Below are 12,729 nucleotides of genomic sequence, written 5' to 3' on the forward strand. Positions count from 1 at the left end.
CGTTATGAACCCTGTACCGGTCAAGAAAAAGAAACAGCAGGGTGTGGTCGCCATTGAAACCGCTTTGGGGTTGTTTGGCTTTCTGTTGATGATCTTCTACTGGATGGAAGTCAGTTACATGGGCTTTGTTTCTGCTCTGATGGATTACACCGTGTCGGAAGTGAGTCGCGAGGCAAGAACCGGCAATCATCAGGGCAATTATCAGGCGGTGGTCGAAAGGGCTGTGTTTAACAGTACCGATTCACTCTGGATGCAGTTTCTTGATACGTCAAAGATTACGGTGTCTGTACGCTTTTTCAAGGGTGTTGACCAGTTGGCAGAGGATGATTGTGAACTGGTCGCTGGAGATTGTCCGTCAGGTGCACCACGGTGGTCACCAATAGCGGTCTATCAGGTGTCATACCCCTATCAGCCATTATCGTTTGCGTTGTTTTCCGAGCCGAATCATTCAATGCGCATCAGTCGTGAAGTCATTGCGATTCAGGAGTATGAACGGGATGAATTTGATGGTTAGACGACGTTTTTCAGGCATTGGGCAAAGGGGTGTCTTTACCATTGAATTTGCCCTGATTGCTTCATTTATTGCGCTTGTGCTGGTGTTTATTTCCGATATGGCAGCCCGGCAAACGTTGCAGGGACACTTGCAACGGCTTAGTTACTCGGGCGTCAACGTGATCAAAGAGCGCACCCAGCTGTATGGCAGCACCAGTGGTTTGATGACACATAAGCAGGCGAGTCAGCTGTTCGAGATTCTCAAACGTTCCATGTCCCGTACTATAAGTGGTTTTCAAGCGGATAAAATCGGGCTGCACATTGAACAGGTGATGTTTAATGATGCCGGAAACTGCTCCGGAAACCAGAACGATGACGCTTGTCGGCTTGCCTCGTTTTCTCTCGGTGGCTCGGGCTGTCGGTCAGTGATTCCGGTGCAAAACAGAACGGAACTGTTTTTGAAAACCAGCTGGGGCAACCCGATTTCGCTGTATCAGGTGACCTTGTGTTATGAGGCACCCAACTGGTATGGAAATGTGATAGGTGATGATTTTTCAAAACTGCAATCCACGGCATTTATGATGGGGCGCTGAACACTCGGAGGTTGTTATGAAGCCGATAGCAAGCAAAGTTAGACAACGGGGTGTCGCGGTCATTTTATTTGCCATTATGCTACCGGTTCTGATGGGTATGCTGGTGCTGGGCGTTGAGGGTGCGCGATTTTTAAGAGTCAAGGCCGATGTCGGGGATGCTGTAGAAGTCGCCAGTCTGGCATTAAGTGCCCGTGATGAGCTGGATGCTGAAAAAAACCGGCGTCTTGCCACCACCTATATAGAAGCCTTGGTACCAAATGCCGGCATTTCACAGGTTCAGGTGAAACGTACTGACTGTGAGGATAATCGCAATGTGTGTGATCCGAATCAGCCGGATCGTTTTACCGAGTATGAAGTTAGTGCTGTGGCAACGTTTCAAAGCTGGTTTCCCGGGTTTTCGGAAAGTGGTTTTGGTTTTGATCGGTCGGTTAGGGTGTCATCCAAAGCGGTGTCCCGAAAATATCAGGGTGTGGGTGCGGTTGATGTGTTTTTGGTGGCGGATTTTTCCGGGTCGATGAATTTTGACTGGGATTGTAGCGAAAGCTGTTCTCAAAGGCCGGATGACGAAAGCAATCGCATTAATAAATTGATGGCTGTTGTTAAGGATGTTGCAGAGGAACTCGAGAAGCAATCAAGGATTTATGATGTCGAAAATACAATAGCTTTAATACCCTTTAACCTGACAACAAGGGATTATGACTCTTCAGGTACCCTCTGTCGTGTACAACAAGCTATTTATTCGGACAGTAAGACAAATGTTGAGAAAATGTTTGATGAGAAAGAGTGTATTAAGCTAGCCGGTTCCGCCCTGGAGAATTTCAAGGGCGATAAAGCGAATTTTCACACAATAGATTCTACAAATAATGCTGACAGTTTGATTAAAGAACTGAAGGAGATGACGGCGAACCACGGAACGGCATCTTTCGAGGGGATAATCAGGTCAGCACAGCTTGCTAATCAGCCTTATCCAAAACTTGTTAACCCAAGAAGGCTGATAATTGTTTTATCTGATGGCAAGGATAAAGGAAAGCTTTATTGGTGCACGTCCTACAAGAAAAAGTCAGGTAAGTGTAAAAAATGGTTATCAGCCGATGTTAATACTATCCATCAAGAGCTGCTGGAACAGGATTATTGCAGTGTGATACGAAAAAAACTTAACAGCTTGACGGTACCAAATAGTAAAGAACCGTCAGAAACTATTCAGGTGCAGTCGAAAATAGCCGCCATAGGTTTTGGCGCAGGCTACAACATTAAGGGGAATGCCAATATCAATCAGTGCGCCGGCATCGAGAATGTTTATATGGCGGATAATGATGACGACATTCGACGTTTGATTTTATACCTGATTGCAGAGGAAATAGGGCATTTGTATGACAGGGGCTATAACAGCAATCCTAGTTGAGGATTTGGCATTCCATTGATAGATGGTATCAAATGTTGATTTTCGGCAATTAACGGTTTTCTGGCGGCAGGTAAACTGTCGCAATAGTGCTGATATGATGATGCCCATACATGAGTAAATACCAACTGTCTCTTGTGTTCTTCACCATTCTTTGCCAGTGGAGCGTAGGTGCTGTTCTGGCCGTGACCATTTACCGTAGCCTGCCTGGCGTGAATAAGCATCAGTGGAATGCCAAAACGGTGGTTGCTCTGATTTGACTGGCCTGCTTTATTGGTTCTGTCTGCCTGTTCAGTCACTTGGACAGTTGGCTGCTTGCGATGAATGTGCTGTCGGGTTTCGGGCATTCATGGCTGAGTCGTGAACTGCTGGCTTTGCTGGTGCTTAATGTTTGCACAACACTATGGATGGTGTCTCATAACCATGATTCCAGAAAACCCTTTCATCAGTGGATGGGGGTGGTGACCAGTATAACAGGCATAATGGCCGTTCTGATGTCGGCTCATGTGTATGCATTGCTTCCGTCCCGACCTGAATGGAATACGGTTCTGACGCATCTGACCTTCCTTTGTACCGTACTGGTGCTTGGCATCACCACGGTGATCGTTTTTATAAGGGCTTATGACAATCTGGTGGTTCCATCCACCATTCGTTACCTGCTGGGGCTGAGTGTGCTTGCCACTCTGGTTGTGGTGACACTCTTTGTCCGGCATATCGATAAATTTGCTACGCATAACTGGATGACGATGTATCAGCTGGTGGGAACCGTGCTGGGCGGTGCCTTGTTATTTGTTATGGCAGGCAATTCAAACCGTTATAAGCCCGAGTGGGTCTTTCTGGTGATGTTGCTGATTCTGAGTGGTGAAGTAGCAGGGCGCGTGTCGTTTTACAGTTCTATGGTGACGCCCGTACATTGGTAGACTCAAGTGTGTCGGAAATAGTGTGAGGGCAAGCACAGCGCTCGCCCTCTGGAGTTGAAATTATTCTAGAGGCGGTGTGACCGTCCACAGGTCTTCAAATTCAGCCTCGGTTCTCATGGCACTGGCCTGCAGGGCAATGGCCATTTCTCCGGGCTGGAACATACCGCTTTGCCAGGTAGCCATATACTTCAAACCATCGGCAACGGAGTGGTCCCGGGCAAAATTCATCATTTCTTTACTGCCGGAAACCGCCAGAGGAGAATTGCCGGCAATTTGTCGTGCAATGTCCATTACCTGCTGCATCATGGTGTTTTTATCAGGGTAGACGGTGTTGACCAGTCCTGATCGAAGCGCTTCTGCGGATGATAACTTGCGTCCGGTATAAGCCAGTTCCCGCGCCAGACCTTCCGGCATCACTTTGGGCAGGCGTTGCAGTACCCCGAGGTCTGCTGTCATTCCCAGCTTTGTTTCCTTGACCGAGAAATAAGCGTCTTCTGTTGCGTAGCGGCAGTCGGCGGCACTGATCAGGTTAATGCCGCCACCAATACAGCCGCCATGGACAGCAGCCAGAACCGGAATTCGAATGGTTTCCAGTGCCGTGAAGCAATCCTGCAACTGCATCACCATACGCCTGAGGTTTTCTTTGCGGCGGCCTTCTTCGCCAGAGACCAGTTTGGCGGGCGGGTTCATAAACACTTCCAGATCCATACCGGCACAAAACAGGGAGCCAGTGCCGGATATCACAATCACCCGCGCACTGGCTTCGGTATCGATGGTTCGAATGGCTTCAGGGAACTCACGCCAGAAATCCAGATTCATGGCATTACGCTTATCCGGACGGTTCAGTTCGATGGACGCAATACCGGCTTCAATGGTGACGAGTAAACTTTTATAGGCCATTTCATTATCCGCTTCTTATTATTTGCCGCCGTCCACAATAAGAAGCTGGCGATAGACTGTCAATCCTGTCAGTGATCGTCGTTAATAACGGAATGTTATGAAAATCATCATAAGAATTAATTTTTAATTATGATGGCTTGCCCTTACACTCGGCTTTTTTCTTTTCTGGAATGATCATGGATCTGGATTTAGCGGGTAAAAAAGTACTGGTGACGGGTTCTACCAGTGGTATTGGCAAGGCGATTGCGGTGGCTTATCTGAAGGAAGGTGCTGTCGTTTACATTAATGGTCGTGACGACGCTCGCTGCAAGGCCATTGCTGATGAACTGGCGGCTGAATACAAGGCTGAAGGTCGTGTAAAAGTGGCCGCCGCTGATTTGTCCGATGCCCGGCAGGCGGCGGCACTGATTGAGCGCCTGAATGCTGATGGCGGTGTTGATATTCTTGTCAACAACACCGGTATTTTTGAAGTAAAAGCCTTTGAAACCATTACCGATGAGGAATGGATGCATTACTTCAATGTCAACATTATGAGTGCCGTTCGTCTGTCCCGCGCCATTCTGCCCGATATGTTGGAGCGTGGTTTTGGACGTATTGTTAATGTGTCGTCTGAGTGTGCAATCAAGCCTCTGGGTCAGATGGTGCATTACTCGGTGACGAAAACCGCATTGTTGTCACTGTCCCGTGCCCTGTCTGAGCTGACCAAAGGCAAGGATGTGACGGTTAACTCTGTACTGCCCGGACCGACCTGGACTGATGGTGTGGAGAATTACTTTGATACGCTGGCAGAAAAGGAAGGCAAGCCAACGGATGAGCTGATCAGCAATTACTTTGCTGACCACGAACCCACCTCGTTGCTGCAGCGTTTTGTCTCTGTGGAAGAGGTGGCTAAAGCCACGGTTTATCTGACCAGCAACCGGGCGATGAATGGTCAGTCGCTGCGTGTTGAAGGCGGTATTGTCCGGGCGATTTAAACCTGTATTCCGGCAGCTTAGCGACGGTTAGCCAGGCTGCCATCCAGAAATATGTCACTGAATTGTCTGGCGACATCGCTCAGGTCGATTTCCTGCTCACGGTGATACCAGCTGGAGATCGACGTAATCAGCCCGGTAAAGGCTCTGACCGAGACATAAACATCCAGATGTGCTTTCAATTCCCCCTGCTGCTGGGCACGGGAAAATAGTTTTTCCAGTAGCTTGTGATAAATATGGGACTGCTGGCGTATTTTTCCCCGGTTCTCTATTGGAATTGATTGTCGTTCGTTGTCAAAAACCAGCATGTAATTGGCTCGTTCTTTAAGCGAGTTCAGAATGTAATCCAGAAGTTGCCGGATGGTTTGCTGTAATGGCAGGTTGGCCTCATACAATGACTCAAGGTAACTGACCTGATGTCTGATACCTTCCAGACACACGGCTTCCAGTGCTGCTTCTTTGGACTTGAAGTAGTAATACAGACTGCCCTGCTTGATTTCGAGTTTTTCGGCAATGTCAGCAGTGGCTGCGCCATGAAAGCCTTTGTCTGCAAACACCGCAGCTGCTGCATCTACCGCTGCCAGATAACGCCTGTCGTATCGTTTTTTTGTATCAGCCAATCGAGACTCCCTGAATATCGTACTGATGTAAGCTTCTTTTTATGCGGAAGAGTATACCCGCCTGATGCAACTTCAGAAATCCACTTGTTGGCGCTTTTACCGATTTGCGAACAAAAGTCTTTTCTTTATTTAAATAGCTCTATAGAATTTCTTTAGCTCTATAGAATTGAATGTTTTTCTGTAGCGAACACCCCGGACGCAGGCATCCTTGCCTGACAGCTACGGGATAAAATAATAATAAAAACCAAGCGCATGTTATGGCTTGCTCTGAACGGAGTTAGCATCGGATGAAATCCCTTACTCACCTTCAACGTCTTGAGGCGGAGAGTATCCATATCTTCCGGGAAGTGGTCAGCGAGAGCCGAAACCCGGTATTACTGTACTCTATTGGCAAAGACTCTTCGGTTTTGCTGCATCTGGCGATGAAAGCTTTTTACCCTTCACAGCCTCCTTTTCCCATTTTGCATGTTGATACCACCTGGAAATTTCAGGAAATGATCGAGTTTCGCGATAACCTCGCGAAAGATCTGAAGCTTGATCTGATCGTTCATATCAATCAGGAAGGGGTCGAGCAGGGCATTGGACCATTGACGCATGGTTCTGCCGTGCATACCGACGTCATGAAGACCCAGTCACTAAAGCAGGCGCTGGATAAGTATCAGTTTGACGCCGCTTTTGGTGGTGCGCGTCGTGATGAAGAGAAATCCCGGGCGAAAGAACGAATCTTTTCTTTTCGCAGTGATCAGCACCGCTGGGACCCTAAAAATCAGACTCCGGAGCTATGGCGAACCTACAACAGCCGTATTCATAAAGGCGAAAGCATGAGGGTATTTCCACTGTCTAACTGGACGGAGCTGGATATCTGGCAATATATCCATCAGGAAGGTATCCCGATTGTACCTTTGTATCGAGCCAGAGTTCGTCCGGTGGTGAAGCGCGACGATGCATTGATCATGGTGGATGATGATCGTTTTGAGTTGCGCGACCATGAACGCATTGAAATGCGCAAGGTACGTTTTCGCACGCTGGGTTGTTATCCGCTGACGGGTGCTGTGGAGTCTGAGGCTGAGACACTGTCTGATATTATTCAGGAAATGCTGCTAACGACAACGTCAGAACGACAGGGCAGGGTGATCGATCAGGATCATGGTGCATCCATGGAAGAGAAAAAACAGGAGGGGTATTTCTGATGGCACATGTATCCGATCTTATCGCAACCGATATCGATGCTTATCTGACCGAACAGGAGCATAAGAGTTTCATGCGGCTGATTACCTGTGGCAGTGTCGATGATGGCAAGAGTACCCTGATTGGTCGCCTGTTGTTTGATGCCAAGATGATTTTCGAAGATCAGCTGGCAGCACTGGAAGCAGACAGTAAACAATCCGGAACCACCGGAGAAGCGATGGACCTTGCCTTGCTGGTGGACGGTCTGGCGGCAGAACGGGAACAGGGAATTACGATTGATGTTGCCTATCGTTATTTTTCAACGGATAACCGCAAGTTCATTATTGCCGATACGCCCGGTCATGAACAATATACCCGGAATATGGCAACCGGTGCTTCCACGGCTGATCTTGCCATTATTCTGATTGATGCCCGAAAAGGCGTTCTGACCCAGACCCGACGACACAGTTATATTGCTTCATTGCTGGGCATTCGCCATGTTGTGCTGGCTGTGAACAAGATGGATCTGGTGGACTATTCACAGACAACCTTTGATGCCATCAGGCAGGATTATCAGTCGTTTGCTGAAAAGCTGGGCTTTAGCGATATCACTGCAATCCCCATTTCAGCGCTGAAGGGCGACAATATCCTGCAGCATTCCGGACAGACAGGTTGGTATCAGGGGCCTGCACTGATGGAGTTTCTGGAACAGGTGGATGTGACACAGGAAAATACGGATAAAGATTTCCGGATGCCTGTGCAGTGGGTCAATCGTCCTGATCTCGACTTTCGAGGATTCTCAGGCACGATAGCAGCAGGAAGCGTAAAGGTAGGCGATGATATTGTCGCATTGCCAGGAGGTAAACGCAGTTGTGTTAAAAGTATTGTGACGTACGACGGCGAGTTACCAGCAGCGATCTGTGAACAGGCTGTCACGATTACCCTGGAAGATGAAATTGATATTTCCAGAGGGGATGTGCTGGCAGCCGCGAAGGCCAGGCCTGAAGTCACAAACAGTTTTGCCACGGATATTCTATGGATGGACGACCATGAAATGGTTTTAAACCGTCCTTACCTCATCCGGCTGGAAAACAACACTGTGCCGGGCCGCCTGACTGACATTACTTATAAGATCAATGTGAATACCCTTGAACAGCAGGACGCTGAAGTCCTGACCCTGAACGAAGTGGCTCGCTGCGAGCTGGCACTGACCGAAGACATTGCCTTTGACCCGTATGAAGATACCCGCAGTATGGGCAGTTTTGTCATTGTTGATCGCATTACCAATAAAACCGTTGGCTGTGGCATGTTACGACGGGGGCTGGATAATGCTGCGAACGTTCATTGGCACGCACTGGATCTGGATCAGGCTGCCCGAGCCCGGGCAAAAGAACAAAAGCCAGTGGTTCTGTGGTTCACCGGTTTGTCCGGCTCAGGTAAATCAACGATTGCCAATCTGGTGGAAAAAAAGCTGTTTGCCCGCGGCAATCACACCTATACGCTGGATGGTGATAATGTACGGCATGGTTTGAATAAAGACCTTGGCTTTACCAAAAAAGATCGGGTAGAAAACATTCGTCGCATCAGTGAGGTTGCCAATCTGATGACCGATGCCGGATTGATTACCCTGAGCTGCTTTATTTCACCTTTTCGTGCTGACCGGCAGCAGGCAAGGGAGTTATGTGGAGCCAGCCGTTTTATTGAAGTATTCATTGATACACCCCTGGAGGCTTGTGAAAAGCGTGACCCTAAAGGGTTGTACCATAAGGCTCGTAAAGGGTTGATAAAAAATTTCACAGGACTGGACAGCCCTTATGAAGCTCCGCTTAAGCCGGAAATCCATATTAAGACTCTGGAACTGTCGCCGGAAAAAATTGCAGACCGGATTGTCAGCTATCTCGACAGAGAAGGCTTTCTGACGACCTGAAGCTATTTCCTGTCAATAATTGAGGCTAAAAAATAGAGGCTTAATGTGACTTACTACGATGTCTTCAATGGTGATGCTGATGGTATCTGCTCTTTGCTTCAGCTTCGGCAAGTCAACCCCGTTGATTCGGTGCTGGTTACCGGTGTGAAGCGGGATATTGCCTTGCTTGATCAGGTGACGGCAGGGTCAGGCGATCAGGTGACGGTTCTGGATATTTCCATGGAAAAAAACCTTGATGGGCTCAACCGGTTGTTAGGCAATGGGGTTCAGGTTTTTTATGTCGATCACCATTTTGCCGGTTCGGTGCCTGAAAGCAGGCAGCTGACAACCATTATTAATGAAGCGCCGGATATCTGTACCAGCCTTCTGGTGAATCAGCATTTGCAGGGAGCCTGCGCTAGCTGGGCTGTTGTCGGGGCATTTGGGGATAACCTGAAAAACAGTGCCCGATCTCTGGCAAGGAAATCAGGGCTGTCGGCAGATGAGACCCGGAAGCTGGAAGAACTGGGTATTTACATCAACTACAACGGCTATGGCTCCTCTCTTGAGGAGCTGCACTTCAAGCCTGATGACCTGTATCGAATCTTGTTGCCTTATGATCATCCATTGTCATTTATTCATGAGAGCAGCAAAGAGTTTGCTTTGCTGAGGGATGGTTACAGCAATGATATGGACGCCGCCTGGTTGTTGCAGCCTGAATATACGACAGAAAGCTGTGCTGTCTATATTCTACCGGATGCCCCCTGGGCACGCAGAGTGGGTGGGGTTTTTGGCAATGATCTTGCTAACCAGTCGCCTGATCGTGCCCATGCGGTTGTCACAGAAAAAGCAGACGGACACTATCAGGTCAGTGTACGGGCACCCTTAAATCGCAAGTCTGGTGCGGCTGATCTGTGTCGTCAGTTTGTTACCGGCGGTGGTCGTGCGGCTGCGGCTGGTATTAATCATCTGCCAGCCGCATCTCTGGAACAGTTTGTCAGTAAACTGGTTGAGCAGTATCTTTGAATTATCGTTGAATGGAGGCAGGGCAACGAAAGGTTGCCCTGGTTTCAGGCAGTATGGTTCAGACGGCACAGGCCACTTTCTCAGCGTATTCCTTCAGCCCGCTGGCACATAGGTTGAAACCGTCCTCTACCGGTTTGCCCATTAAATCCAGCATCTTCTTCATGGTTTCCGGGTCAGAACCCCTGAAGTCATCAACGGATTGATAAAGACAACGGTTGTCATCCAGTCTGGTCAGCTGCTGGGTACGAACGGCGTGTATCGGGTCACCAGCGTTATTAGCCATTGCCCAGGCTATCAGTTCATTGGGCTCAATCCGGGTGATGTATTCGATCTGCTCCTGCAAGCCAAATCCGAGTTCAACCATCATGACAATGGGGGAACCTATCTCCAGTGTTGCCTCGGCTTTAGGGCAGAACCTGTTCCACTTATGGTAATCACTGAAGTTGACCAGAATGTCCCAGACGACTTCAACGGGCGCATTGATGGTGACTGTCTCAGAAGACACCGAATTCTCAGTAATCATTGTCTGTTTCCTTTTTATACGCTGTCAGTCGCTGATCGGAAAACGCTTGTCCCGGGTATAGAATGCGAATCGCTCATCAATCATGTCGGCAGTCAGCCCAAAGCTGGCGAAGTCGTATTCATGCTTTCCATGCTTGTTTTTCGGGTTGTCGTCGATGTGTTTCTGCATTGCGTTCCGCGAGGCGTCAGTCAGATGGAAGTTGAAGTGGCTATACACTTTCTCCACCAATGCCATAGGCTGCTCAACAAACTCCTGTTGGGAACAGTCAATAAACAGTTCCTCCGGCAATGTGGCCCTGACTTTTAGTGCCCGCTCCAGTGAGCTGGCATACCATTCCATAACCTTGCGACCAATATCGTGAGCATCAAGGTGACTGTAGTCCCTGGCGTACATGGACATCACGGCCCTGTTCAGACTGTTGATCGATGGAATAACGTGTTTGGGGTCACGATGACACCAGATAAACCGGGCATCAGGAAAGACGGTCATGATCGCGTCCAGCCTCACATATGCGACGGTGCTTTGAGTAACCATTGCTTACCCGGGTTGCGCCAGTTCAGCATTTGCAGCTGCTTTTTTTCATGCCGGTAAAGAGACTCGAGGTTTCTGGATTTGAACCAGCTGCCGTAAGGTTCAAACAGACCTTCAAAACCCAGCTGTGCGCCATCAAAGGCAAAAGCATGCAGCATGACGCACTCTTCCGGTGTGTCGGCATCAATGTAATGAATTTTCTGAAAATCCTTGAATTCTTCAGAAGCCAGTGCCTGAACCAGAAAAGGATAACGGGGATCTTCGTCACCGGGCTGCGAGCTGGGAAACACATAGGGGAACTGTATTTCCCATTGCAGAGGTGCGCGGTTTTCCGGTGCCGCCGCCAACAGGTTCAGCAGAGCCGAAGTACCTGAACGGGGAAGACCGGTAACAAACACCGGCGCCTTGATGTCCTGTTTTCCGATATCCGGAATTTGCCTGTAACTCTGTTCCCACCGCAGTCTGGTTTCCAGTAGTCGGATAACCCGGTTGCGACACTCTTTTCGTCCGGCAGGGTCTTTAATCAGGTTGTCATAGGTTTTAACCAGAGCGTCCAGCCCTTCCCGAAAGGGTTCTGTGCCAAAGTCTTTGAAACCGGTGTTCTTTATGGCCCGGGCAATCACATCGTCGGCATTGAGTGTCACGACGGTTTTTTCAGCAAGCATGATTCAGTTCCTTTCAAAGACAGGTTTCTTTCAGTTCTGTCAGCTTGAGCACCCGGGTTTTCAGCTCCGGATGATGGTCAGCGGCAATCCAGCGCCAGCACATGGTTCCAATGTTGTGTCCAGCCGTTTCAATCCAGTTGGGTGCGCCGGGGTCCGTATGGGAAATCACCAGTCTGACGCTGCCATCGGGTTCGTAATGAGCGGTATGTTTATTGACATGGATGTTGTGATGGCGGTAATCAAGAGATTCCATCCACCAGTTGTCGAGCTGGAAATTCCAGGTCTGGCACTGGGGAATCTCAGGCGCTTCGATCACCAGTACCTCGTCGTCTTCCAGTTGCCAGGCACTGTGGAAGTAATAAATATTCGGGTCACCACCAATGAACTGGCAGTATTCCTGATCAGCGGGTGGCAGTGTGTTGAGGGTGGGAAGGAAGGATTCACTCCAGTTTTCAAACATATTGGCAGCGCCCTGTAAAAAACGGACGGCACCGTTTAATCCCTGCTCAAGTTTCTCAGCGGTTAATGGCTCCGGACGATGGCTTTCTGAACCGATTCGTTCGATTTTCAGTTTTGCTGCGGTTTCATTGATCCGGTCCTGAAACGTCTGTCGCACATTAATAGCATTGGTGTCAGGGGACATACGTAACCAGTTGCCCTCCTGTTCTTTCTGGCTGACGATGATTTCAAAGGAACCGTCGTCTTCTATCTGAATGTCTCCGGAGTCGAGAAACCCCGTGGTTTCCATGCTCCCACCGCTTGCGTATTTATTGATGATGGCACTGAAGCCCAGATAATCAACAGAGCCCCGGCTACCGGTGATTCTATAGTCGTATTCTGGGTTGATTCGGGCGCTTTCGTAGCGGTTGTCGGGGTTATCGACACCCAGCTTGATGGTCTCATGACAACCACAGCGCAGGTGTGGGAACATCGGGTCGTTATGCTCCAGAAAACTTTCCAGTCCGCCGCGTAGCAGGCGGGTGAGGTATCGATAGGGTGAAAGTCTCATATTGACT

General features: G+C 49.0%; 15 protein-coding genes. 9 read left to right on the top strand and 6 right to left on the bottom strand.

Features of this window, described 5'->3' with window-relative positions:
* The first annotated feature begins 4 nt into the window (after positions 1-4).
* The 5 genes from EZMO1_RS08985 (at position 5) to EZMO1_RS09005 (ending at position 3,404) form a co-directional block, all read left to right on the top strand.
* Positions 5-514, top strand: a complete 510-nt coding sequence (locus EZMO1_RS08985) for a TadE/TadG family type IV pilus assembly protein (RefSeq protein WP_051789598.1) — start codon at positions 5-7, stop codon at positions 512-514.
* Entirely contained in the window at positions 498-1,085 is a 588-nt protein-coding gene (gene tadF / locus EZMO1_RS08990; RefSeq protein WP_034874051.1) for a tight adherence pilus pseudopilin TadF, read from the top strand. Before EZMO1_RS08985 ends, tadF begins: the two co-directional genes overlap by 17 nt.
* A gap of 16 nt (positions 1,086-1,101) precedes the next feature.
* On the top strand, positions 1,102-2,487 hold the full coding sequence (locus tag EZMO1_RS08995) for a TadE/TadG family type IV pilus assembly protein (protein ID WP_145912541.1): 1,386 nt from the start codon (positions 1,102-1,104) through the stop codon (positions 2,485-2,487).
* Positions 2,488-2,597: 110 nt separating this feature from the next.
* Positions 2,598-2,744 carry a hypothetical protein gene (locus EZMO1_RS26670; protein WP_160174026.1) on the top strand — a complete coding sequence of 49 codons (147 nt, stop codon included), beginning with the start codon at positions 2,598-2,600 and terminating at the stop codon, positions 2,742-2,744.
* A gap of 39 nt (positions 2,745-2,783) precedes the next feature.
* The gene (locus EZMO1_RS09005; protein ID WP_061509394.1) at positions 2,784-3,404 is read left to right on the top strand and encodes a dimethyl sulfoxide reductase anchor subunit family protein; all 621 of its coding nucleotides are present in this window, start codon (positions 2,784-2,786) and stop codon (positions 3,402-3,404) included.
* A 60-nt stretch (positions 3,405-3,464) separates the two neighbouring features.
* Here EZMO1_RS09005 and EZMO1_RS09010 read toward each other — a convergent pair whose 3' ends face one another.
* Positions 3,465-4,304: a crotonase/enoyl-CoA hydratase family protein gene (locus EZMO1_RS09010; protein ID WP_034874045.1), complete on the bottom strand. Its 840-nt coding sequence runs from the start codon at positions 4,302-4,304 to the stop codon at positions 3,465-3,467.
* 176 nt (positions 4,305-4,480) lie between these two features.
* On the opposite strand from EZMO1_RS09010, the gene EZMO1_RS09015 reads away from it, so the two are divergent.
* The gene (locus EZMO1_RS09015) at positions 4,481-5,278 is read left to right on the top strand and encodes an SDR family NAD(P)-dependent oxidoreductase (protein WP_034874043.1); all 798 of its coding nucleotides are present in this window, start codon (positions 4,481-4,483) and stop codon (positions 5,276-5,278) included.
* Between the two features lie 17 nt (positions 5,279-5,295).
* Here the strand turns inward: EZMO1_RS09015 and EZMO1_RS09020 are convergent, their stop codons facing one another.
* The gene (locus EZMO1_RS09020) at positions 5,296-5,895 is read right to left on the bottom strand and encodes a TetR/AcrR family transcriptional regulator (protein WP_034874041.1); all 600 of its coding nucleotides are present in this window, start codon (positions 5,893-5,895) and stop codon (positions 5,296-5,298) included.
* 287 nt (positions 5,896-6,182) lie between these two features.
* Here EZMO1_RS09020 and cysD point away from each other — a divergent pair, with 287 nt between their 5' ends.
* Genes cysD through EZMO1_RS09035 form a run of 3 tightly spaced genes read left to right on the top strand, consistent with a single transcriptional unit; the run spans position 6,183 to position 9,994 of the window.
* The gene (gene cysD, locus EZMO1_RS09025; protein ID WP_034874039.1) at positions 6,183-7,085 is read left to right on the top strand and encodes a sulfate adenylyltransferase subunit CysD; all 903 of its coding nucleotides are present in this window, start codon (positions 6,183-6,185) and stop codon (positions 7,083-7,085) included.
* Positions 7,085-8,989 carry a sulfate adenylyltransferase subunit CysN gene (gene cysN / locus EZMO1_RS09030; RefSeq protein WP_034874037.1) on the top strand — a complete coding sequence of 635 codons (1,905 nt, stop codon included), beginning with the start codon at positions 7,085-7,087 and terminating at the stop codon, positions 8,987-8,989. The genes cysD and cysN overlap by 1 nt, the downstream gene beginning before the upstream one ends.
* A 45-nt stretch (positions 8,990-9,034) precedes the next feature.
* Positions 9,035-9,994 carry an acetyltransferase gene (locus EZMO1_RS09035; protein ID WP_034874035.1) on the top strand — a complete coding sequence of 320 codons (960 nt, stop codon included), beginning with the start codon at positions 9,035-9,037 and terminating at the stop codon, positions 9,992-9,994.
* A 58-nt stretch (positions 9,995-10,052) separates the two neighbouring features.
* Here EZMO1_RS09035 and EZMO1_RS09040 read toward each other — a convergent pair whose 3' ends face one another.
* From EZMO1_RS09040 to EZMO1_RS09055, 4 genes are read right to left on the bottom strand one after another with little or no spacing between them, the layout of a single operon-like run.
* Positions 10,053-10,517, bottom strand: coding sequence for an SRPBCC domain-containing protein (locus tag EZMO1_RS09040; RefSeq protein WP_051789596.1), 465 nt, complete (start codon positions 10,515-10,517; stop codon positions 10,053-10,055).
* Between the two features lie 24 nt (positions 10,518-10,541).
* Entirely contained in the window at positions 10,542-11,051 is a 510-nt protein-coding gene (locus tag EZMO1_RS27775; RefSeq protein ID WP_082211777.1) for a sulfotransferase family protein, read from the bottom strand.
* Positions 11,021-11,713, bottom strand: a complete 693-nt coding sequence (locus tag EZMO1_RS27780; RefSeq protein ID WP_034874031.1) for a sulfotransferase — start codon at positions 11,711-11,713, stop codon at positions 11,021-11,023. Before EZMO1_RS27780 ends, EZMO1_RS27775 begins: the two co-directional genes overlap by 31 nt.
* Before the next feature lie 13 nt (positions 11,714-11,726).
* Positions 11,727-12,722 (bottom strand): DUF1214 domain-containing protein, encoded by a 996-nt coding sequence (locus tag EZMO1_RS09055; protein ID WP_145912542.1) that lies wholly within the window; start codon positions 12,720-12,722, stop codon positions 11,727-11,729.
* Between the last annotated feature and the right edge of the window lie 7 nt (positions 12,723-12,729).

The sequence above is a fragment of the Endozoicomonas montiporae CL-33 genome (assembly GCF_001583435.1).
In the GTDB taxonomy this organism is placed as follows: domain Bacteria; phylum Pseudomonadota; class Gammaproteobacteria; order Pseudomonadales; family Endozoicomonadaceae; genus Endozoicomonas_A; species Endozoicomonas_A montiporae.

Excerpts from the sequence above, each read along its gene's own strand:
- EZMO1_RS27775 (WP_082211777.1), bottom strand. The coding sequence starts at position 11,051 with ATGGTTACTCAAAGCACCGTCGCATATGTGAGGCTGGACGCGATCATG.
- EZMO1_RS27780 (WP_034874031.1), bottom strand. The coding sequence starts at position 11,713 with ATGCTTGCTGAAAAAACCGTCGTGACACTCAATGCCGACGATGTGATT.
- EZMO1_RS08995 (WP_145912541.1), top strand. The coding sequence starts at position 1,102 with ATGAAGCCGATAGCAAGCAAAGTTAGACAACGGGGTGTCGCGGTCATT.
- EZMO1_RS08985 (WP_051789598.1), top strand. The coding sequence starts at position 5 with ATGAACCCTGTACCGGTCAAGAAAAAGAAACAGCAGGGTGTGGTCGCC.
- EZMO1_RS09055 (WP_145912542.1), bottom strand. The coding sequence starts at position 12,722 with ATGAGACTTTCACCCTATCGATACCTCACCCGCCTGCTACGCGGCGGA.
- cysD (WP_034874039.1), top strand. The coding sequence starts at position 6,183 with ATGAAATCCCTTACTCACCTTCAACGTCTTGAGGCGGAGAGTATCCAT.
- EZMO1_RS26670 (WP_160174026.1), top strand. The coding sequence starts at position 2,598 with ATGAGTAAATACCAACTGTCTCTTGTGTTCTTCACCATTCTTTGCCAG.
- EZMO1_RS09040 (WP_051789596.1), bottom strand. The coding sequence starts at position 10,517 with ATGATTACTGAGAATTCGGTGTCTTCTGAGACAGTCACCATCAATGCG.
- EZMO1_RS09015 (WP_034874043.1), top strand. The coding sequence starts at position 4,481 with ATGGATCTGGATTTAGCGGGTAAAAAAGTACTGGTGACGGGTTCTACC.
- cysN (WP_034874037.1), top strand. The coding sequence starts at position 7,085 with ATGGCACATGTATCCGATCTTATCGCAACCGATATCGATGCTTATCTG.
- EZMO1_RS09010 (WP_034874045.1), bottom strand. The coding sequence starts at position 4,304 with ATGGCCTATAAAAGTTTACTCGTCACCATTGAAGCCGGTATTGCGTCC.
- tadF (WP_034874051.1), top strand. The coding sequence starts at position 498 with ATGAATTTGATGGTTAGACGACGTTTTTCAGGCATTGGGCAAAGGGGT.